This window comes from Streptococcus ferus DSM 20646 (assembly GCF_000372425.1).
GTDB classification, from domain to species: Bacteria; Bacillota; Bacilli; order Lactobacillales; family Streptococcaceae; genus Streptococcus; species Streptococcus ferus.
The window spans coordinates 1-20,625 of sequence record NZ_AQVD01000006.1; the positions used below are offsets into that span (position 1 = coordinate 1).

The window sequence follows — 20,625 nt, forward strand, 5'->3', positions numbered from 1 at the left end:
TAAAAGGCAGGTTACCTACGCGTTACTCACCCGTTCGCGACTCATGATGAATGGTGGAGCAAGCTCCGGTATCCATCATGCGTTCCACTTGCATGTATTAGGCACGCCGCCAGCGTTCGTCCTGAGCCAGGATCAAACTCTCTGATAAAAGTTGATCAAACTCAAGCTATCACTAGCTCTTCCGTTTTATTGTTTCTTCATTGACAGGTTACTTCCGTAACCCGCACTTAACGTCTTGTTCAGTTGTCAAAGGGCTGACCGCTTTTAGCGGCAACTTTTAAAGTATAGCAAAACAGCAGATGGATTGTCAACTCTTTTTTCTTCTTTTTTGAAAAATAATAAAAAAGCTGCAAAATTTCACAGCTCTTTCCAGAAATAGTCTTATTTTTCCTTAGTTAGCGAAAAACAAAAACCTTTGCTTTGACTATAATCAAACTCTTCATTCATTGCACTTGTCCATTGAATAGGATAGTATTTATCCCCCTCCAATTTAAAGCCAAGTGCTATTTTAAAACCTGCTCCTCCTAGACCTGTTACCCCAGGGATGAAGGGTTCAGATTCCGTTATATAGTCGGCATAACAGTAGGTGTTTTCGCCCACTTTTTCTAGTTGTGACACTTTTGCGCTATTTGTTTCAACAGCACCATTATACTGATGATTAAAGGTTGTTGTTTCAGATACTGTTCCGTCTTCCGATATAACTAAAGCAATAGCGTCTGCCTGTTGAGATTTTCCTTTCCAAAGACCAAGAAGTTCTGGGGAAAAATGGAATCTCCTGAGGCTTTAGATGCAGAGGATGAACTTTTAGTTGTGGTTTCATCACTTGCCTTAGCTTCACTCCTGCTAGAAAAATCTTGTGACAATTTTTGATAAGCTGTCTGCATATCTTTGGGCTTTCTTTCCCTTTTATAAAGGTATTGTCAGAGATTTCAGCAATATCACCTTCATACCAATCGACCAAACGGGTAAGAAGAGGCCCGTCGTTAGTCTCAACTTCCCAAAAACCCGGACTGTTAGAACCTAGATTGATAATGCCATCAAACTGCTCATTAACAACCATGCTGTCTTTTCCATAGTCACTGGTTAAAAGCCACTGACCAAAGCGTTCTGCAAGATGACTCCTTCTTAAAACGTAAGATGAGAATGAATGGAGCTACATAGACACAAGCATGACCAAACAAAACTAACCCTTGATGTTCTAAGGCTATTTTTGTAAACTCAAAGGTCTCTAATTGAAATTTCTCAATTGGAACACGCCCCCCTTAGTAGACGGTAACGTTTCTACATCTGACGTCATCCTCCTGATTGCTCCTTTTCGTAAAACAAACTAGGCTTTACCTTTTGGTAAAGCCTAACTATTAGTCAACAGTATCCTCAGTAGAAATGACACTAGATGCACCATTACCTGATGTTATTCGGTAATCCGAATAATTATTATAATAGTAACTACTGTCGCCGTTATTATCGTCACCTACGTATTCAACAACAGCTGACCACGACAATTTCTGCTTGATATCTCCTGAAGTTTTATGTTTCGAGCTATAAGCATAGTAGAAGTCATACATGACCGTAAACTCCAAATGGTAAGTCGTCGGGCCAACTTGCGTGACTTTGCTCACATCAATGTCAGAAAAAGTAATCGAATCTGCGCTTCGATTTTTAGCACCGATGGTATTCGTATCAATCGTATTGGTGACATCGGCGTAAAATGGGTTTTTATTCCCTCCAGTAAAGATATCATCCAAATTATCGGGTGTCGTGTTATCATAGGCATAGTCTTGAAGTTTGCTATAGGCTGCTGTAACCAGACTATCTGCTGTATCACGGTCTAAAACGCCTTCTGCATCTAAATTCAAGGTAGCTCCATCGCTAACATTTTCGATGGCTTCTGTTTGTGATTTTAAGGAGCCTTTATCTTTAAAAGACTTTTGAACATATACTGAAGCTGAATCCGTTACTGCCAGTTTCGAGACGTCATACTTTCCATCTTTCAGCGTCCCAATCTTTCGACTTCCCACATATAGATCACCGTCAGTCAAATTACTGGTAACCTTAAAACTGAGATACTTAACATTTAATTTGATAGTAGTATCATCCGTAAGTTCCTCGGCAGAGGAAATTTCAACTGTTTGATTGGAGACTTTCCCTTTGGCTAAAAAAGTATAGTTTCCTGGATAGAGACCTGTCAGTTTTTTCTGATAAGAGTCACTTGTTGTTGTCGCCACTTTTTTATCATTAACATAGAAGTCAAGACCCTTGGTGTTGATTGAAACCTGAGCCGTTACTGGTGTCACAACAACTTTCCAATCTGGAAAAATAAGGAATTTCCTGCCTGCATTGCGCATTTGATCAGAGGTCATCAGGTCAGACATGGTTACGTTTGTTTTATCCTTTGGATTCCGATAGGTCAATTCTGATTTTTTAATAGGCTTTCCTGTATCGCTCCAAATTTGATATTCCAACGACTTATCAAAACTTGATTTAGAGACGTCTAAGTAGCGTTCTGCAACTGCCTGACGAGAATAATACTGACTACCATACAGATAGCCTATCAAGACTAGAATAGCCCCCAAAACACCCGCGGCAATGCCTAGTTTTTTCCATATTGACATCGGTTGCTTAACTAATTTGGGAGTTGATTTTGGCTTTTTTGATGTCTCCAAAAATTGATTAATTGTGGTTAAGTCATATTGATGCGTCTTACCAACAACAAATTCCTGGGGACTTGGTTTACGGCCAATATACTTTTCAAAGGCAGCCAGCCATTGCTCTTTGGATGATTGATCAGCGGTTGGTGATGGCAAATTCTCTGCTTGCGGCTCTAGAGAACCGTCTTCTGGCAGATCTGCTTCGTCAGCAACATTATACAGGGCATTAGCTTCTTGTGGCTTCTGACCGGCTATTTCCTTAATTTTCTTTAAATCAAAATCAGTCTTTTTCCCTTCAAGAAACTCTTGAGGGCTTGGCTTACGACCAATAACTTTTTCAAATAATTCCGTCCACTTTTCTTTACTTGCCATTTAATCACCCTAGTATAACTCTTTTAATGAAGTTTGAAAATTTTCTATTCCTGAAAGGAAAGAAGATAGAAGTGTCTTATCAAGAACATAAATAATAACGACAAAGATAAATAAGGCTATCAATGAAACGTAGAAATGATTAAGATAGCCAAACGAGCTCTTGACATTTCCTAGATAAACGACTAACAAAATCGCCAAACCAACAATGCTAAATAAAACCAAGTAGATCAAAACTGTCTTCGCAGAGGTAACTGCTGGGATTTTTTTGATTAGGTTCACAAGGTAAGCGAGGGCTGTGAGGGGATCGCTGCCTATTGATGAGATGGAAGATAAGATTGAACCAGAATATTGATTATAGACAACTAATTTATTGGGCGCCATAAAACTCACTGCTAAAGCTAATAAATTAATCACTGCTAAAAGAGGCGTAAAAGACAACACCTGGCCTACCAACTCTGTCAATTTCGTCTGAGATTTAGATGTAACTTTATGGATAAGAGAAGGAATTCCGGAGATCAGAAGATAAGCCACTAAAATAATAAGGCTTACAGAGATTACCTTAGTAAATCCAAAGCTGCTGTCCACAACATCTTCAAGTGTTGAAAAGAGTTCTGGCTGCTGTAGTTTGAGACTCTCGCCGCTAATCGTCATATTGATTACTGATGTGAAGATACGATGAATATAGTTAACATAGCCCCATGCCAAAAATAAAGCTGCTAAAGCAAGTGTTATTAGGCCATATACAAGGTAAGAAGCCTGCGTTTTTATCTGGGGAGCTTTTAATTGATCCATAAACCAAACAAAATAATTCTTTCCCTTCACCTTAAAATCGGCCAAGGCTTGATTTTCTGAACCAGACTGTTGCTCTGCTGGTGAAAACACTTCATTGGCATAAGGGTAAGCTGATGCAGTCTGGAAGTCCGGATTTTGACCCTCAATCTTTTCAAGCTGCGAATTTGTGCTGACAGCACCTGAGTCCTCTACTGTATCAAATACTTGGGAACCCTTGTCCTCATTTTCAATATTTGTGACATCATAGTCCTGAAATTCATTTGCTGCTAATGCCTCTGCTATTTCCGCAGCAGAAGGTGTTCTGCCGTTGATGGCCTCAAAATAATCTAACCAGTCTTCTCGGTTCATGTCAATATCCTTACAAATAAATTAAAAATGTTACAAACAAGAAACATTATACCATGTAATTCCTATTCTGACAAGGTTTTGAGAGAACAAAAGGAGCAAGAAAGTAATCTTTCTTGCTCCTTTTTAGTCTACTTTAACAGTTATTATTTTGCTTCAATGACACCCAACTCACCATCTTCACGGCGGTATAGGACATTGGTGGTATTATCATTTGCATCTGTGTAGATAAAGAAGTCGTGCCCTAGCAATTCCATTTGTAAAAGAGCTTCTTCAACGTCCATTGGTTTTAAAGTGATGTTTTTGGTTCTGACGACACGGGAAGAAACAGCTTCTTCATCAACTTCTTCCGCTTCAAACTCTGTTGTAAAGACATGTGCAGCAGGTACTTTTTCACGATGTTTTTTAGCAATTTTGGTTTTGTTCTTACGAATTTGACGTTCAATTTTGTCCACAACCAAGTCAACTGAACCGTACATATCTTGCGACACATCTTCTGCCCGCAAGGTCATGGAGCCTAGTAAAATGGTCACTTCCACTTTAGCCGTTTTTTCACGGTAGACTTTGAGATTAACACGAGCGTCTAATTCTTGATCCTCGTTAAAATATTTCTCAATCTTGCTAATCTTGTTTTCGACATAAGAACGGATAGCTTCTGTTACTTCGATGTTTTCGCCTCGAATGCTATATTTAATCATAAAATACCTCTTTTCTAAGCTAAGCGCTTTCTTTAATAATATTATACCGCTTTCATGAAAATTTGCAAGGATTTAATTAGCGGGCCAAAGAAAAAGAAACAATGGTTTTCACGCCATTTTCATACAATAGTTGTTTCGCTAGCTGGATTGTCGTTCCCGTGGTATAAATATCATCTACCAGACAAATTTTTTGAGGGAGTTTGGCTCTTGCTTTTAAGGTAAAGAGCTGCTGAGTAGCAAGGCGGCTCTGGCGGTCTTTACTGGATTGCTTTTCCGAAGCTCTTTTTTCAAGAAGATTATGGTAGGGAAGTTTGGCTTCGTCCAAGAAAGCCTGAACTTGATTAAAACCTCTTTCTTTCAGGCTTATCTGACTGAGAGGGATAGGAACAAGGCTGTAATCGCGGTAAGCCAATAAAGCAACTCTGATATCTTTTGCAAAAACCGATCTTAAGCAATAATCTCCCTGAAATTTATAACGGCTAAAATAATCTTTCATGGCCTGATTATAAACATACAAGGCCTGATGACTGACCGTCTGACCCTTATTTCTCCAATAAAGACAGTCTTGACAGATGCCTGACACAGCTTCTTTGAAACACTGTTTACAGTGATCGAGACTAATTCTCGAAAAAGAGGACTGACAGCCCGAACATATCAGAGAATCAATTCGTTTTAAAAGAATAATGTCTAAAAATCGATAATTTTTTTGAACAAGCTCTGAGCAGAGAAGACAGGACACTAAAACCCTCCTCTTCGATTCATCTCTTTAATTTCTGAAATCGTTTGTTGAATGGCTGTGGTAAGCCCATCGTGAAAAAACAAAAGCTCACCTGTCGGTCTTTCAATAGACCGGCCGGTACGGCCTGAAATCTGAACTAAGGCTGATTTTGTGAACAGACGATGGTTAGCCTCCAAAACAAAGACATCAACACAGGGAAAGGTCACTCCACGCTCCAATATAGTGGTGGAGACTAAAATATCAATTTCCTTTTTTCGGAAAGCTTCTACCTTGTCCAGGCGACTTTCTGTTCGACTTGAGACAAAGGCGATTTTGTCATTGGGCAGGAATTCTTGCAGACATTCAGCAAACGCTTGTCCTCGGTCAATATTTGGAAAGAAAAGCAATAAGGGAAAACCTGTCTTTCTCTGCACCTGCAGTCTCTTCAACAAGGTTTTTGGGAGGCGCCTCTTTTTCAGACCGGGAATTAGTGACGGGAGCCAGACCGTCTTCGGAACAACAAGGGGATTCGCATGAAAGCGTCTGGCTAAGTTGATTTTCTTTAGCTGACCTTTTTTGACCTGCCTATCTAGTTCTTGTGTTGAGGTGGCCGTCAGAAAAATTTTAACCCCATCCGTTTTAAGGGATTGGTTGAGCGCATGATAAAGCATCGGATTGTCCACAAAAGGAAAGGCATCAACTTCATCAATGATTAAAAGATCAAAAGCCTGATAAAATTTGATTAACTGATGTGTTGTTGCAATCAGCAAGGGAGCCCTCTCATAGGCTTCTGATTGACCATGGAGCAGAGAAATCGGACAGGCAAAATCTTTTTGCAGCCGCCGATGCAGTTCTAAACAAACATCGATTCTAGGACTGGCTAGAGCGACAGACCCTCCTTGGCTAACGACATGGGCAATCGTCTCATATATCATTTCTGTTTTACCAGCACCTGTTACGGCGTGAACCAACAAATCCGTTTTTTCCTGAATACCCGCCAACAGCGCATCGGATACTTCCTGCTGAAAAGCGGTTAACTGCCCCTCCCATAAAAGCGCCTGCTGGGCTGGAAAAGCTTTTTGCTCTAGCCAATAGAGACTATCCTTACTGGTCAGACGACCAAAAACAAGGCAGGCTCTGCAATAGAAACTGCCATCAGGCAAACGGTGTGTGTTTTCTACCTGACCGGCACAGCGATTACAGAAAAAATGACCTGATTTTTTCGTCATTGCCGGCATCTTTTGTGCCAATTCATGGTAGGCTGCCGGAAGCTGATCAGCGGTCAGCAGTCGTCCACAATACTGTTCTAGTCTTTCCATCACTTTCTTATTCGCAATATAACCAGAGAACTTGCAACTTATCTTAAAAATGTGTACACTTTTTCTATGAACTATCGGACAATTGCCAAAGATGGCCTGACTCAGGACGTCATCAAAAAATCACGTTTTATCTGCCAAACAAAGCGTATTTACTCTGAAGAGGAAGGTCGAGATTTTATTGCTAAAATCAAGAAAGAACATTATAAAGCTAATCACTCCTGCTCTGCTATGATTATAGGCGAGGACAGCAGCATTAAACGCTCCAGCGATGACGGTGAACCAAGCGGAACCGCCGGTATCCCTATGCTGACTGTTCTTGAAAAAAACGAACTAACCAATATTGTTGCTGTCGTAACGCGCTATTTTGGGGGTATTAAGCTTGGTACAGGCGGCTTAATTAGAGCCTATTCCAGTAGCGTCGCACATCATCTAAACGAAATCGGACTCGTGACCATCAAGGAACAAAGAGGCGTTCAAATTGACTTAACCTATTCCCAATACCAAACGTTCTCCAATTTTCTGGAAAGACAAGCCTTAAAGGAACATCAGACAGACTTTGGCACTCGGGTGACATCGACCGTTTTTGCCGATCCGGAAAAACTGGCACTCATCTTGCAAGAACTGGAGGACTTTTATCAAGGAAAAATCACTTATCAGCTGACAGAGAGTCAGTTAGTGGAAGTCCCTGTAAATTAAAAAGAAGCTGGGTAATTTGTCCCAGCTTCTTTTTAATTAAGTTAATTAAGCATTTTTAATAATGTTTACGGCTTGAGGTCCACGAGCGCCCTCTTCAATGTCGAAAGTAACTTTTTGTCCTTCATCAAGTGTTTTGAAACCATCTGCCTGAATGGCTGAAAAATGTGCAAAAACATCTGTGCCGTTCTCAGCAGTGATGAAACCAAAACCTTTTTCTTGATTAAACCATTTAACTGTACCTTGTGTCATACATCTGTTTCCTTTCTAATGAGATTTGTAAATTAGACAGGTAAAGATGATAAAACACAAAAATAACTCCGAATAAATCTACTGTCTCATGGTAACACAATCTATCATCTTCGTCAATCAAAAGGTGGTGATAGGCTTTCATTATCACCGTGATAAGAAATATGTATTTTACATCGTCTCCTCTTCGGCCTATACTGGTAACATAGTATTTTTAAGGAGAAAAACCCCTATGTCAAAAATTTATAACAGTATTACTGAGTTGATTGGAAACACACCAATCGTCAAATTGAATCGTCTGGTACCTGATGATGCCGCTGATGTTTACCTCAAATTAGAGGCCTTCAACCCCGGTTCTTCTGTCAAGGATCGTATTGCCCTCAACATGATTGAAAACGCCGAAAAGCGCGGTCTTATTAAACCAGGTGATACCATTGTTGAGCCAACCAGCGGCAATACTGGTATTGGGCTTTCCTGGGTAGGAGCCGCCAAAGGTTACAAGGTGATTATCACCATGCCGGAAACCATGAGTGTTGAGCGCCAAAAGCTGATAAAAGCTTATGGAGCAGAATTAGTTCTGACACCGGGCAGCGCCGGTACAAAAGGGGCTATTGACAAAGCCCACGAAATTGCTGAGGAAATCGGCGGTTGGGTGCCACTTCAATTTGACAATCCAGCTAATCCTGAAATCCATGAATTGACAACCGGTCCTGAAATTTTGGAAGCTTTCGGATCACACGGTCTTGATGCTTTTGTTGCCGGTATCGGTACAGGTGGTACGATAACAGGGGTATCCCATGTACTGAGGAAGGATAATCCTGCAATCAAAATTTATGGACTTGAGGCTGATGAATCTGCAGTTCTTTCCGGTGATAAACCTGGACCTCATAAAATTCAAGGTATTTCAACCGGTTTCATTCCAGTTGCCCTGGATACAGATTCTTATGATGAGATTATTCGTGTTAAATCTGATGATGCGCTTGCCACAGGAAGAGATTTCGGAGGCCAAGAAGGGTTCCTCATCGGCATTTCAGCTTCTGCAGCGGTATGGGCTGCTATTGAAGTCGCTAAAAAACTGGGGAAAGGCAAAAAAGTCTTGGCGATTGCTGCCGATAACGGCGAACGCTATCTGTCAACGGCTCTTTATGATTTTGACTAATCACAAAAAAACCTGCTAAGCAGGTTTTTTTGTATGGTCTAGTTACCCTATCAAAGAGAATGCTCATTCCTTACGAAGAAAGGCTAGGCTTTCGTCAATCCAGACAGGAAGTTCTTCTTCTAAAGGCTTAAAGCCAATGTTCAAACGGTTATTAGAGAAGCGATGGCGGTGCTGATAGTGACGCTTTTCTTCTTCTAAAGTTCTCAGAGACAGACTGGCTTTGTGGCTGTACTCGTCATAATCCATAACTTGAACCAAAACATCTTGACCGACGGACAAGGCTTGATAAATATTGTCAATATAGCCTGTCTTGATTTCAGAAATATGAATGAGACCAGTTGTCCCATCCTCTAACGAAACAAAAGCTCCGTAGGGTTTAATCGCTGTAATGGTTCCTTGTATTTTTTGCCCTATTTTCATCAGTCTGCAATGACGATACTTTCAATGATGACATCATCAACAGGTTTATCAGCTGAACCCGTCTCAACAGCAGCAATCTGGTCTAAAACAGCAAAAGATTCCTGATTAACTAAATGACCAAAGACAGTATGTCGGCGGTCGAGGTGAGGGGTGCCGCCTTTAGTGTAGGCCTCAGCAATTTCCTTTGGCCAGCCACCACGTTCCAATTCTTTCGCGCTGTACGGAAAAGCTTGGTTCTGGACAAGGAAAAACTGACTGCCATTGGTATTTGGGCCGGCATTCGCCATTGAAAGCGCACCGCGCAGGTTATAGAGTTCTTCTGAAAATTCATCCTCAAACTTATCACCATAGATAGATTCGCCGCCCATACCGGTACCGGTCGGATCGCCACCTTGAATCATAAAATCTTTAATGACACGATGGAAAATAACCCCGTCATAATAACCATCCTTAGCAAGGGCAATGAAATTAGCGACCGTCTTAGGTGCTTGTTCAGGGAAAAGCTTGAGAGTCATATCACCATGGTTAGTCTTAATGGTGGCAACTGGCCCTTCGGTCTTTTCTAAATCCAATTGTGGAAAATGCACTTCTTTTTCTACCAATCCTAATTCCTCCAAGGCATATAAAATGCCATCTTCTTCTACTCTTTTTGTGACAAAATCTGCTTTTGCTTTTAATTCATCAACACCATTTCCCATGGCTACCGCCAGACCGGCATAATCAAAAATTTCCATATCATTTGGACCATCGCCAAATACAAGGACATTTTCAGGTGCCAAACCCACCTTATCTAGGACATGACCTAGACCGGATGCCTTAGAAATGCCGTTTTTAACAACATCAGACGAATTGGGGTGCCACCTGACCAGACGGACATCTTTCTGCAAGTCCTTCGACAGCTGCAAACTGTCGCCAGCCGTTTCAAAAGTCCACATGTGATAAACGGCATTCTCTTTATAAAACTCAGGATCTGCATCACACTCACCATACACTGGCCCTAGAGCATCATCGACCAGAGGAGCTCGTTTAGAAACCGCTGCTTTCTCACTTCCGGCAAAACCGTACTCAATCCCCACTTCCTGACACCAAGCCACATATTTTTCAATGACCTCCAGAGGCAGGGCATCACTGTAAAGGCTGTTCCCTTTGTTGTCAAAAACGTAAGCCCCATTGATCGTCACTAAAAAATCTGGTTCAAGGGCCCGAATTTCCGGTACTACACCATAAGGAGCGCGCCCAGAAGCTATGCCTGTCAAGATTCCTTTTTTCTTTAAAGCTGCAAATGCTGTTTTTACAGATTTCGGCATGTAACCCGTATCTTTGATTCTCAAGGTATCGTCAATATCAAAAAAGACTGCCTTAATCTTCTTGGCCTTGTAATTCGTTTTTGCGTCCATACTCACCTCTCGTTTACTTCCTCTATTATAGCACTTAATTGTCTTCTTGTGGAACCAAGTGATGCTGAAAGGCGTAGACAACGGCCTGTGTGCGATCATCAACCTCAAGTTTTGACAGGATATTAGACACATGGGTCTTAACCGTCTTCAGCGAAATGAAGAGCTCATCTGCGATAGTCTGATTATCGTAACCTTTGGCAAGAAGACCCAAAATATCTCGTTCCCGAGCGGTTAGATCGTCATGCAGGTTGGGATGACTGTCATGATGTTTTATTTTTTGATCCACTTCTGTCTCGATTGCCAGCTCCCCCTTGGCTACCTTTCGGATAGCATTAAGGATTTCAGCAGCATTGGAAGTCTTCAGCATATAGCCCTTTGCCCCCGCCTTAATAACAGGGTAGATTTTTTCATTATCGAGATAGCTGGTCAAAACAAGGATTTTAGCTGCTTTCCATTCTTTTAAAATGGTTAGGGTCGCCTCCACGCCGTCCATTTCCGGCATCACTAAATCCATAACCACCACATCGGGTTTAAGACTTAAAGCCAAATCAATTCCCTGACGGCCGTCACCAGCTTCTCCAATAACATCAATATCTGTCTGCAAATTCAAAAAGCTCTTCAAGCCCAGCCGAACCATCTCATGGTCATCAACTAATATCACACTTGTTTTACTCATTTCCTTCTCCTTCTAAAATGGGAACATGAATATCCATAACAACCCCTTGATTGGGAGCGCTGATGAAGGTCACCGTTCCCGCTAAATCATTGACCCGATCCTCGATATTTTTAAGACCATAGCTCAGTTCGCGAACCGTATCCATATCAAAACCCAGCCCATCATCAATCATTTTAAAGGCCACTTCATTTTCTCTTTGATATAAATAAACTTCTAAATGCTTGGCCTTGGCATGTTTCAAGGTATTACTAATAAATTCTTGAGCAATCCGAAAGAAGTGGCTTTCAATGGTCTTAGGAAGGCTGCCGATATCTTCCCGATAGGTCACTTTGATATTGCTCTTGTCTACCAATTCTTTGAGAATCATTGACAAGCCTTCTGACAAGGTCCGTCCTTCTAATTCCGTCGGACGCAGGTGAAGCAAAAGAATCCGCAAATCATTTTGGGCATTCATAAGCATTTCTTCAACCGCTAAAAGTTGGGTTTGCAGCTGATTCTTTTCCAACTGGTCCAAATTATGAGACACCCCAGATAAAATCATCGAAGAGGCAAAGAGTTCCTGGCTGACAGTATCATGCAGGTCTCTGGCAATTCGTTTCCGCTCCTTCTTGATGATTTCCTGACGATTTTCCAGATAGGCGTTATCTGTATTTTGAAGGCTGTTGGTCAGCTGCTGCATTTTATGGGACAGCCGCATCACATTCTTCCCAAGTTCCGTATTGTCTTGGTGAGTGATGGGTTTGTTGTCTAAAATCCGTCGGATATTTTGATTGAGATGACGCTTGCTGTTGTCATCCAAGATCATCCAGACCAAGATCAAAAGAAAGGTTAGAGACACTAGGGTTGACAGCAGGGAAAATAAAAATTGGTTCAAAACCTGCCAATTGCTCAAAAGACGGGGCAAATCAAGATTGAGACTGGTAACAATCACATAGCTAATGGAGAAAATCGTGACGGTGGCATAGAGAAAAATCAGAGCTATAATATGTTTTTTCATATGCGCTTCACCTCCACCGAGCCAGCAATAATATTAACCACAATTTTAACTGATTTCATGGCTGACTCACTATCGTCCTGAATGTACTTGATGGCCTCATTTCGCAAATCATATTCAGGAGAGTCCAAGAAACGAACGCTGCCGTAGATACTGGAAACGTCTAGTTTCACGGCAACATCAATGGGTACCAAAATCTTTGTAGGACCGTACACTTTTCGGATTATGATCAGATTATCATGTCCTCTGATAATCACTTTGCTTAAATCAATAGTATCTCCTCCGCTCAGACGAATCAAATTGATGTCGTCAAAGGCATAAGAATCTCTTGTTAAATAATCGTTATTGCCTATCCAAGGTTGGGGCTTCAGATTGACATCCATATCATTTTCCTGAAAACTAATCAGAGCATAGCGATTTTTCTTTTTGACCTGCGCAAAGTGGTTAATCATAACATATAATATTCCCACCAAAACGGCTGCAATCATATAAGGATTGAGCATAAAAATCAAAAACAGTAAGAGCAGGCTGGTTGTCAGCAAGAAGTTGTTTTTACTTCCCAGACTATAGTAACGTAAAGCCAGTAACGTAATGACTAAAATCAAAACAAAACTGGAAATATCGCTGGCTAAGATGGTCATAAACGCCAAAGCCACCAAGATGGTTTCCACAACTAGAAACAATTGAAATTTTCGCATAGCTTACCTGTCATTTTCGTCAATAATTATCTGTCATTGTACCAAAAAATAAGAGAAATTTCACCTGCTTCCCCACTAAAAAAGAACCCCTAAGGATTCTTTTATCAGTTAGACGATGTCGCTTCACTTGTCGTTGTTTCTGTTGATGGATTGGAAGTTGTCGCTTCTGTTGTATTAGAGGACTGCCCCTCCTCTGAAGTGGTTTCTGTTTCCAAGTAGAGAATGACATCATCACTCGAAGTCAGGCTAAGACTAGAGCCATAATAAGGCTTTTGCCCTGCCAAAATAGCGGTTGCTGATGGCGATGAAATAAGAGTTGTTCCCGCAACATTGTAAGCCTTAATTCGAGACTCATCGACACCTAAGTTCGTCAGGGTAGCAACCGCTTCTCTGTAGGTTAAACCTGTCAAGTTTGGCATCGTCGTTGACTCTGTTGAGGCAACACGCAACGTTATTTTCTTATTACTGCTTAAACTGTAGGTCTTACCAGACTTAGGTGTCTGACTGATAACCTGACCGTCACTGTATGTAGACGATTCAACACGCTTGATGGTAATCATATCTGATGAAACACCGTAATTGTTAACAAGATCATCAACCGCCGTCTGATAATCCTGACCAACGTAATTAGCCATCGTAAAGCTTTTGGCCTTGGAGATATAGATATTAACTTTGGATCCTTCACGTTTTTGGCTGCCAGCACTTGGATCTGTTCTAACCACCTTGCCCACCTCTACGGTGCTGTCTTCAACCTTAGTGACTGTACCAACCTTCAGCCCAGCATCTGTAAGCGTGGTTTTAGCTGCCGCAAGGCTTTTTCCTGTCACATCAGGAACAGACACAGCTCCCGGCCTAGCTAAGATAGAGTAAGCCAGAAAACCGATGCCTAGCATCACCAATAAGAAGAAGATTTTCAGGAAGAGTGATAAGAACCGCTTTTTCTTCTTCGGTTTTTTAGTTGGCTTTGGTGCAGCCGGTTTTGTGGCTTCCTTAGGCTTCTGATCTGTTTTAGCGGCCTGTTTAGCCGCTGCAGCTGTCGAAGCTGTGATTTTCGGAAGAGGTTTAGTATCCGAAGGATCACTAAAGACCAGTTTTTGTTCATTGGCACGATCGGCTTGAAGAGATGACATCAAATCTTTAGTCATCTGACCCGTCGTCTGATAACGATCGCTCAGTTTTTTAGCTGTCGCTCTGATGACAACATTCTCCAGAGCCTGAGGCACATTCCGATTAATACTCCTAATTGATGGGAGCGGCTTTTGAAAGTGCTGTAAAGCAATCGTGACCGCACTATCACCATCATAAGGAATTTCTCCTGTCAGCATCTCAAAGAGCATAATCCCCATGGCATAGATGTCACTTTGAACGGTTGCCTTAGAGCCTCTGGCCTGCTCTGGTGATAAATAATGAACGGAACCTAACATGGAGTTCGTCTGTGTCAGACTGGTCTCCGCAAAAGCAACAGCAATACCAAAGTCTGTCACTTTAGCTGTCCCATCCTTGGTTAGCAGGACATTTTGAGGTTTTAAATCGCGATGAATAATGCCTTTTTGATGAGCTAAAGTCATCGCCGACAAAACCTCACCCATAATTCTGATGACTTCAACATTTGATAGAGGAGCGTGATCCTGAATGTACTTCTTCAAATCCGCACCGTCAACGTATTCCATCACTAGGAATTGCTGTCCGTCCTCTTCTCCAATGTCTCGGATAGAGACAATATTAGGATGGTTCAGCTCTGCCATCGCACGCGCTTCTCTCTGAAAACGTGCGACAGCCACCTGATCCGTCTGATAATTGGTCCGCAGAACCTTAATGGCCACTTCTTCATTATCAATAATCAAGTCCTGAGCTAAATAAACATCCGCCATACCACCCCGTCCGACCGATTGGAGAATGCGATAACGACCAGCAAATAACTTGCCAATCTGAATCATTCCGTTTCCTCACTTTCGGCATGAACAAGGGCTACCGTGATGTTATCAAGACCGCCCGCCTCATTCGCCAGCTCAACAAGACGCTTGGCCTTATCATCCAAACTTAAGTCAGCTGTTTCTAATGTGGCAACAATAATATCATTTGAAATCATATTCGTTAACCCATCACTGTTGACAATCAAATAATCCCCAGCATCCAATGTCTGAATGCCTAGATCTGGTTCAATAGGTCCAGCCTGACCAATCGATTGTGTGATGATGTTGCGTTGCGGATGGTTGGCTGCTTCTTCAGGTGTCAGCTGCCCCGCCTTGACCAATTCATTGACCAAGGAATGGTCGCTCGTCAGCTGGAGGTAAGCACCTTCGTGAACCAATCCAATCCTTGAATCGCCAATATGAGCAAAGATGATATTATTATCAACTAAAATCAAAGCCTCAATGGTGGTCCCCATCCCATGGAAATCTTCTGTTTGACCCAACTCATAAACCTTTTGGTTGACTTGACTGATATGAGTAACCAGCCAATCTCTCATCTGACTTAATTCCGTCAAATCAGAATTAACCCACTCTCGACCTAAGTCAGTAACCGTCAGCTCACTGGCAATATTTCCTGCACGATGTCCACCCATACCGTCTGCTAAAACGATTAAGGTAACGCCTGCTCGGTTATCAAATTTATTAATAAAATCTTGGTTATTCGAACGTTTCTGCCCGATATCCGTTAAAAGTGCAATTTTCATCTGTTTTTTGTCTGACAAGTGCCAGCCTCCTCCTAAACACTATGACAAGCGTCTTACCTGACCGATAAAAAAGCCGTCTGTCTGATATTGTTCTGGTGTTACAACAAGATAGCCATCCTTCACAATATCAGCCTGTGTATGGTTTAATTTGACCTGTTCAAAATTTGGATGTCGATCCAAAAATTGTTGAAGTACCATCTGGTTTTCTTCTTCAAAAATGGTACACGTACTGTATGTTATTATACCACCTTTTCGTATCGTTTGACAAACACTGTCCAAGATCGCCAGCTGAATACTTTGAAGTTTTTCAAGATCTTGTCCTTCCTTATTATATCTGATGTCGGGTTTTCGCCGCATCAGACCAAAACCTGAGCACGGAGCATCTACAAGAATCTTGTCAAATGAATCAGCCGGAAAAAGGTGATGAGCCTGACGGGCATCCGCCTTTTGCGTTGTAATCTTGTCAGTCAGCCCCAAGCGCTGAGCATTATCTTCAATCAGCTTTAACTTATGATCATATAAGTCTAAAGCTACGATACTCCCGCTGGTCAGATAGGACGCCATGTGAACCGTCTTACCTCCGGGCGCCGCACAGGCATCCAAGATTGTTTCGTCTCCCCGAATAGCCAAGGTCGGGGCTACCAGTTGACTGGTCTCATCCTGAATCGTAATCAAGCCGGCATCAAAAAGAGGACTTGAAGCAAAATGACCCGAGGCCTTAACCAGACCGACTGGTGACAGTACGGATCTTTTGGTCTTTGTTTCTTGCTGAATCTCTTCAAGTCTAGACGGATCAGTTACTCTGATACTGGACTTGCTGCGCTCTAAAAGACTCTTAAAGAGATTTATAGCTCTCTCTTCACCAAACTGATTAATGAGTTTTCTGACCAGCCAAACAGGCAGGGAATAATCAATTGATAAGCGTTTGTTCTGCCGTTTGATACTAGCTGTATCCGGAGTACCTGCACGCAGAAAAGAACGTAAAACAGCATTGATCCACTTATCCTGCCCTCTATGTTTACCCTTCCACTTTGCTAACTCGACCGCGTCATCAACAACGGCGTGGTCTGGAATATGATCCAAATAGAGCAGCTGGTACAAACTGAGAAGCAGCAAATGATACAGCCAAGGTTCCAACTGCTCTCTGTCTTTGATAAAATGAGCGGCATACCATTCTAAACTGATTTTTCTAGCGACAGTTCCGTAAACAATTTCCGTCAATAATTTTTTATCAGCAAGAGACAGACGGTATTTTTTTAAATAGTTGTTTAAGGCGATATTGGAATACGCCCCCTCATTCAAAACAGACTCCAAGACCATCAAGGCACCGCCTCGGGCTGTCTCCTGCCACTGCTGTCTATTTTCCAAAGAAGTCACCTATCTGCAGCTGACGCCCCATGCCATTTAAAAAATCTCCAATGGCCATCCTCGGCTTCCCTGCTGGCTGAACCTGCTCTAGAGAGACCGCTCCCTGACCAGCCGCCAGAATCAATTCTTTCTTGGTCTTTGCAATAATCTGGCCAGGCTCACCTTGACCTGGAACTTCTCTCAGCTGATAAATCTTAAAGCGCTGCCCCTCAAGAAAAGTATGGGCAACCGGCCACGGATTCATTCCACGAACCTGATTAAAAATTTCTCTGGCTGACTTCTCCCAATCAATGCGTTCTTCTTCTGGAGTGATATTCGGTGAAAATGTTGCCTGACTCTCGTCTTGAGCCTGAGGCACAATCTCACCCGCTAGGTATTTGGGAAGACTTTCTAACAACAAGTCTCGGCCAACAAGAGCCAACTTTTCAAACAGCGTTCCTACATTGTCGCTCTCCTCAATGGCAATGGAAGCCTTGGCCACCATGTCTCCGGCATCCATCTGTTTCACCATTTCCATAATGGTAACCCCGGCTTCTTGATCACCATTGATTAAGGCATAATGAATCGGAGCTCCGCCTCGGTATTTAGGCAGAAGTGAGGCATGAACATTAAGGGCAAAATCAACGGACTGCAGCAGCTTTTCAGGAAGAAACTGCCCAAAGGCTGCGGTGACAATCCCATCTGCTGCTAACGCCATCAACTCTTGAAGTTCTTGGCTGCCGGAGAGTTTTTCAGGTTGATAAACGGGCAGATTTGCCGCCAAAGCAAGCTCCTTCACAGGCGTTTGCCGAATTTCTTTTTTCCGCCCAACAGCCCTGTCGGGCTGAGTGACGACGGCTACAATGTCATAGTCCCCGTCCTCTAGCAAGCCTTTTAAAACGGTCGCTGAAAAATCAGGCGTTCCCATAAAAATTAGTTTTGTCATTTTCCACCTCGTTGTTGACTTCATTATAGCATAGACAAGCTTACAGCAAACTTAAGTTGCTCACATGAAACTTTGCGGCTCTTGATCAATACTCAAGCGCAGCTCCCTATTCTCTTTTTCCTGTGTCCAATCTAAAACTTGATTAAGACTAGCTTCCAAGCGCTCTTCAAAACGGTATTTAATAATAATCTGATAATGATAAAGGTTATGTGTCCTTGCAACGGGCTTAGCCGTTGGCCCTAAAAATGTCACCTTATCCGACAGATCTTGCTTCAGCATGCCCAAAACATCATAGGCCTTTCGGACGAGAAAAGCTTCGTCCTTGTGCGAAAGGGTTAACCCTACCGTAAAATAATAGGGGGGATAGGATAACTGACGGCGAATCCCCATTTCATAGCGATAAAAGGCCTCATAATCCTGCTCTTTGGCCAATTGAATCGCATAGTGATTAGGGTTATAGGTCTGAATCAAAACCTCCCCTGGTTTATCAGCTCGGCCGGCTCGACCAGCCACTTGGGTCAGGAGCTGAAAGGTTCTCTCACTAGAACGAAAATCAGGCAGATTCAAGGAAGTATCTGCATTTAAGACCCCTACCAAGGTGACATCAGGAAAATCAAGGCCTTTGGCAATCATCTGAGTGCCCAACAAAATATCAGCCTCATGTCGGCCAAATTGATCAAGGATTTTCTGGTGAGCCCCTTTTTTGCGGGTCGTATCCACATCCATGCGCAAAACCCTAGCTTGAGGAACTAATTCCATAAGCTCATCGTAGGCCTTTTGAGTCCCTGTACCATAATATCGAATACTGGCGCTTTGACAATTAGGACAGTTTCTGGGAATCAATTTGGAAAAACCGCAGTAATGGCAATTCATGGTCTTTGTGTCCATATGCAAGGTCAAGGAAATATCACAATTCGGACATTGATCCACATAGCCGCACTCGCGGCACATGATAAAACTGGAATAGCCTCTGCGATTAAGCATCAGAACAACTTGTTCTTTGCGCTCTAACCGTTCCTTAATCTTCGCCACCAAGACTGGCGTAAAATTAGTTGACGTTTGCTTACCGATATAATCCCTAAAATCAAGAATCTCCACTTGGGGAATCTTAGCTCTGGGATTGGCGCGGTGTTTTAACTGCAAAAAATGATAAACATCCCGGCTGGCACGCGCCCGACTCTCAATACTAGGTGTCGCACTCCCCAATAAAAGAACTGCCTTGTGATGCTTTGCTCTCAAAAGTGCCACATCTCTCGCATGGTAGCGAGGATTTGACTCCTGTTTATAGCTAGCCTCATGCTCTTCATCAATAATAATTGCACCAATATTTTCCAAAGGCGCAAAAATAGCCGATCTCGCGCCAACAACAACTCTGGCCTGACCAGATTTAATCTTCCGCCATTCATCAAATTTTTCCCCATCCGACAAACCTGAATGCATAATCGCAACCCGATGGCCAAAACGAGAAATAAAACGATGCGTCATTTGCGGGGTTAGGGAAATCTCCGGTACCAAAACAATAGCGGTCTTTCCCAATTCCAAAACCTTGTCAATCAGCTGCAAGTAAACTTCGGTCTTCCCGCTTCCGGTAATTCCTTCTAGCAAATAAGGAGTGTCTGATTTTCCAATAGCTGCCGTTAATTGGTTTACAATAGCTTCTTGTTCCTTATTTAAAGACAGTGCATCTGTTTTTTGGACTTCATCAAAATAGGCCGCTGTGCGGCTCAGCTCCACTTCAAAAAGGCTTACAGCTCCAGCTTCTATAAAAAATTTAACCTGTTCTCTGGAAAACTGCTGGTATAAACCTGACAAAAGCCCCTCTTGCGGATGCTCCTGCAAAAAAGACTTCAGCGCCTGACGTTTTTTAGCCCTGCTGCTAATCTCAACTTGCTGGAGTTTTTCCTGATTGACTTGATAATGTTTCTCCTTTTTCACCGTTTTTTTATCTCTGGCAAGATAGGTTACCTCTATCTTATCCTGCTGAACAAGGAGCCTTGCCTTTTCCTGCTGTTCTGGACGGAGTTTTGAAAAAACCATTTCGGTCTTGGAAGTAAAAATGCTTTCTCTGTCGGCCACAGATAGAGTGTCTTTCGGCTTAAGCAGTTTATCGTATTCTGAATTCAGCAAGTTGGGGACCATGGATTTTAGGATAGAAATCTTGTAGGAAAAAACCGTCTTTCGCATCTGATTAGCTAAGTCAAGCTGTTCCTCATTCAGAACAGGTTCAAAATCCAAGCTGTCAGCAACTGCCTTTAAAGCCTCAGTATCCCCTTCATGCAGGGATAGAACAAAGCCCTGCATGAGCCTGTTTCCTTTTCCAAAAGGAACATGAACCCGCGATCCCGGCTGAAGCTGCCCGCTCAGCTGTTCGGGAACAGCATAGGAAAAGGGCCTATCTGTCTGCATCAAAGGTATATCAACAATCACTTGAGCAATCTGTCCCATAAAAACCTCAATATGAAAAATCTAAGATTGAT

Annotated in this window: 20 protein-coding genes and 1 rRNA gene; 2 read left to right on the plus strand and 19 right to left on the minus strand. The window is 42.4% G+C overall.

The annotated features are described in order from the left end of the window. From A3GY_RS0108030 to A3GY_RS0108070, 8 genes are all read right to left on the minus strand, one after another. Nucleotides 1-148, minus strand: a 16S ribosomal RNA gene (locus A3GY_RS0108030); the annotation flags it as partial. Between the two features lie 233 nt (nucleotides 149-381). Continuing rightward, complete coding sequence (locus A3GY_RS0108040) at nucleotides 382-618, minus strand: hypothetical protein (protein WP_145980030.1); 237 nt, start codon at nucleotides 616-618, stop codon at nucleotides 382-384. Nucleotides 619-673: 55 nt separating this feature from the next. Further along, nucleotides 674-1,060 (minus strand): hypothetical protein, encoded by a 387-nt coding sequence (locus tag A3GY_RS0108045; RefSeq protein ID WP_018030892.1) that lies wholly within the window; start codon nucleotides 1,058-1,060, stop codon nucleotides 674-676. 298 nt (nucleotides 1,061-1,358) lie between these two features. Beyond that, complete coding sequence (locus A3GY_RS0108050) at nucleotides 1,359-3,020, minus strand: zinc ribbon domain-containing protein (protein WP_018030893.1); 1,662 nt, start codon at nucleotides 3,018-3,020, stop codon at nucleotides 1,359-1,361. A gap of 9 nt (nucleotides 3,021-3,029) precedes the next feature. After that, nucleotides 3,030-4,160 (minus strand): hypothetical protein, encoded by a 1,131-nt coding sequence (locus A3GY_RS0108055; RefSeq protein ID WP_018030894.1) that lies wholly within the window; start codon nucleotides 4,158-4,160, stop codon nucleotides 3,030-3,032. Between the two features lie 143 nt (nucleotides 4,161-4,303). Next, the gene (hpf, locus tag A3GY_RS0108060) at nucleotides 4,304-4,855 is read right to left on the minus strand and encodes a ribosome hibernation-promoting factor, HPF/YfiA family (protein ID WP_018030895.1); all 552 of its coding nucleotides are present in this window, start codon (nucleotides 4,853-4,855) and stop codon (nucleotides 4,304-4,306) included. A 76-nt stretch (nucleotides 4,856-4,931) separates the two neighbouring features. Further along, nucleotides 4,932-5,594 carry a ComF family protein gene (locus A3GY_RS0108065; RefSeq protein WP_018030896.1) on the minus strand — a complete coding sequence of 221 codons (663 nt, stop codon included), beginning with the start codon at nucleotides 5,592-5,594 and terminating at the stop codon, nucleotides 4,932-4,934. Next, on the minus strand, nucleotides 5,594-6,892 hold the full coding sequence (locus A3GY_RS0108070; protein WP_018030897.1) for an ATP-dependent helicase ComFA: 1,299 nt from the start codon (nucleotides 6,890-6,892) through the stop codon (nucleotides 5,594-5,596). Before A3GY_RS0108070 ends, A3GY_RS0108065 begins: the two co-directional genes overlap by 1 nt. A gap of 66 nt (nucleotides 6,893-6,958) precedes the next feature. Between A3GY_RS0108070 and A3GY_RS0108075 the strand changes: the two genes are divergently transcribed. Next, nucleotides 6,959-7,588, plus strand: coding sequence for a YigZ family protein (locus A3GY_RS0108075; RefSeq protein WP_018030898.1), 630 nt, complete (start codon nucleotides 6,959-6,961; stop codon nucleotides 7,586-7,588). Nucleotides 7,589-7,633: 45 nt separating this feature from the next. Here the strand turns inward: A3GY_RS0108075 and A3GY_RS0108080 are convergent, their stop codons facing one another. Next, the gene (locus A3GY_RS0108080; protein ID WP_018030899.1) at nucleotides 7,634-7,837 is read right to left on the minus strand and encodes a cold-shock protein; all 204 of its coding nucleotides are present in this window, start codon (nucleotides 7,835-7,837) and stop codon (nucleotides 7,634-7,636) included. 229 nt (nucleotides 7,838-8,066) lie between these two features. Here A3GY_RS0108080 and cysK point away from each other — a divergent pair, with 229 nt between their 5' ends. After that, complete coding sequence (gene cysK, locus A3GY_RS0108085; RefSeq protein WP_018030900.1) at nucleotides 8,067-8,993, plus strand: cysteine synthase A; 927 nt, start codon at nucleotides 8,067-8,069, stop codon at nucleotides 8,991-8,993. A 63-nt stretch (nucleotides 8,994-9,056) separates the two neighbouring features. Here cysK and A3GY_RS0108090 read toward each other — a convergent pair whose 3' ends face one another. The 10 genes from A3GY_RS0108090 to A3GY_RS0108135 form a co-directional block, all read right to left on the minus strand. Further along, nucleotides 9,057-9,413: a S1 RNA-binding domain-containing protein gene (locus A3GY_RS0108090; RefSeq protein ID WP_018030901.1), complete on the minus strand. Its 357-nt coding sequence runs from the start codon at nucleotides 9,411-9,413 to the stop codon at nucleotides 9,057-9,059. Then, on the minus strand, nucleotides 9,413-10,810 hold the full coding sequence (locus tag A3GY_RS0108095) for a Cof-type HAD-IIB family hydrolase (RefSeq protein WP_018030902.1): 1,398 nt from the start codon (nucleotides 10,808-10,810) through the stop codon (nucleotides 9,413-9,415). Before A3GY_RS0108095 ends, A3GY_RS0108090 begins: the two co-directional genes overlap by 1 nt. A gap of 34 nt (nucleotides 10,811-10,844) precedes the next feature. Then, a complete protein-coding gene (locus A3GY_RS0108100) occupies nucleotides 10,845-11,486 on the minus strand; it encodes a response regulator transcription factor (RefSeq protein WP_018030903.1) in 642 nt (213 codons plus the stop codon). Next, nucleotides 11,479-12,483: an envelope stress sensor histidine kinase LiaS gene (locus tag A3GY_RS0108105; protein ID WP_018030904.1), complete on the minus strand. Its 1,005-nt coding sequence runs from the start codon at nucleotides 12,481-12,483 to the stop codon at nucleotides 11,479-11,481. The genes A3GY_RS0108100 and A3GY_RS0108105 overlap by 8 nt, the downstream gene beginning before the upstream one ends. Next, the gene (liaF, locus tag A3GY_RS0108110; protein ID WP_018030905.1) at nucleotides 12,480-13,178 is read right to left on the minus strand and encodes a cell wall-active antibiotics response protein LiaF; all 699 of its coding nucleotides are present in this window, start codon (nucleotides 13,176-13,178) and stop codon (nucleotides 12,480-12,482) included. The genes A3GY_RS0108105 and liaF overlap by 4 nt, the downstream gene beginning before the upstream one ends. Nucleotides 13,179-13,282: 104 nt before the next feature. Then, nucleotides 13,283-15,115 (minus strand): Stk1 family PASTA domain-containing Ser/Thr kinase, encoded by a 1,833-nt coding sequence (pknB, locus tag A3GY_RS0108115; protein ID WP_018030906.1) that lies wholly within the window; start codon nucleotides 15,113-15,115, stop codon nucleotides 13,283-13,285. Further along, a complete protein-coding gene (locus A3GY_RS0108120; RefSeq protein ID WP_026161987.1) occupies nucleotides 15,112-15,855 on the minus strand; it encodes a Stp1/IreP family PP2C-type Ser/Thr phosphatase in 744 nt (247 codons plus the stop codon). Before A3GY_RS0108120 ends, pknB begins: the two co-directional genes overlap by 4 nt. A 39-nt stretch (nucleotides 15,856-15,894) precedes the next feature. After that, nucleotides 15,895-17,223, minus strand: coding sequence for a 16S rRNA (cytosine(967)-C(5))-methyltransferase RsmB (gene rsmB, locus A3GY_RS0108125; protein WP_018030908.1), 1,329 nt, complete (start codon nucleotides 17,221-17,223; stop codon nucleotides 15,895-15,897). Continuing rightward, nucleotides 17,213-18,148, minus strand: a complete 936-nt coding sequence (fmt, locus tag A3GY_RS0108130) for a methionyl-tRNA formyltransferase (protein WP_018030909.1) — start codon at nucleotides 18,146-18,148, stop codon at nucleotides 17,213-17,215. The genes rsmB and fmt overlap by 11 nt, the downstream gene beginning before the upstream one ends. A 60-nt stretch (nucleotides 18,149-18,208) precedes the next feature. After that, nucleotides 18,209-20,593 (minus strand): primosomal protein N', encoded by a 2,385-nt coding sequence (locus A3GY_RS0108135; RefSeq protein WP_018030910.1) that lies wholly within the window; start codon nucleotides 20,591-20,593, stop codon nucleotides 18,209-18,211. Nucleotides 20,594-20,625: the final 32 nt, after the last annotated feature.

Bases quoted from the DNA above. Each gene is read 5' to 3' on its own strand.
- A3GY_RS0108045 (WP_018030892.1), bottom strand. From the start codon at position 1,060: ATGGTTGTTAATGAGCAGTTTGATGGCATTATCAATCTAGGTTCTAAC.
- A3GY_RS0108050 (WP_018030893.1), bottom strand. From the start codon at position 3,020: ATGGCAAGTAAAGAAAAGTGGACGGAATTATTTGAAAAAGTTATTGGT.
- A3GY_RS0108055 (WP_018030894.1), bottom strand. From the start codon at position 4,160: ATGAACCGAGAAGACTGGTTAGATTATTTTGAGGCCATCAACGGCAGA.
- hpf (WP_018030895.1), bottom strand. From the start codon at position 4,855: ATGATTAAATATAGCATTCGAGGCGAAAACATCGAAGTAACAGAAGCT.
- A3GY_RS0108070 (WP_018030897.1), bottom strand. From the start codon at position 6,892: ATGGAAAGACTAGAACAGTATTGTGGACGACTGCTGACCGCTGATCAG.
- A3GY_RS0108075 (WP_018030898.1), top strand. From the start codon at position 6,959: ATGAACTATCGGACAATTGCCAAAGATGGCCTGACTCAGGACGTCATC.
- A3GY_RS0108080 (WP_018030899.1), bottom strand. From the start codon at position 7,837: ATGACACAAGGTACAGTTAAATGGTTTAATCAAGAAAAAGGTTTTGGT.
- cysK (WP_018030900.1), top strand. From the start codon at position 8,067: ATGTCAAAAATTTATAACAGTATTACTGAGTTGATTGGAAACACACCA.
- A3GY_RS0108090 (WP_018030901.1), bottom strand. From the start codon at position 9,413: ATGAAAATAGGGCAAAAAATACAAGGAACCATTACAGCGATTAAACCC.
- A3GY_RS0108095 (WP_018030902.1), bottom strand. From the start codon at position 10,810: ATGGACGCAAAAACGAATTACAAGGCCAAGAAGATTAAGGCAGTCTTT.
- A3GY_RS0108100 (WP_018030903.1), bottom strand. From the start codon at position 11,486: ATGAGTAAAACAAGTGTGATATTAGTTGATGACCATGAGATGGTTCGG.
- A3GY_RS0108105 (WP_018030904.1), bottom strand. From the start codon at position 12,483: ATGAAAAAACATATTATAGCTCTGATTTTTCTCTATGCCACCGTCACG.
- liaF (WP_018030905.1), bottom strand. From the start codon at position 13,178: ATGCGAAAATTTCAATTGTTTCTAGTTGTGGAAACCATCTTGGTGGCT.
- pknB (WP_018030906.1), bottom strand. From the start codon at position 15,115: ATGATTCAGATTGGCAAGTTATTTGCTGGTCGTTATCGCATTCTCCAA.
- A3GY_RS0108120 (WP_026161987.1), bottom strand. From the start codon at position 15,855: ATGAAAATTGCACTTTTAACGGATATCGGGCAGAAACGTTCGAATAAC.
- fmt (WP_018030909.1), bottom strand. From the start codon at position 18,148: ATGACAAAACTAATTTTTATGGGAACGCCTGATTTTTCAGCGACCGTT.
- A3GY_RS0108135 (WP_018030910.1), bottom strand. From the start codon at position 20,593: ATGGGACAGATTGCTCAAGTGATTGTTGATATACCTTTGATGCAGACA.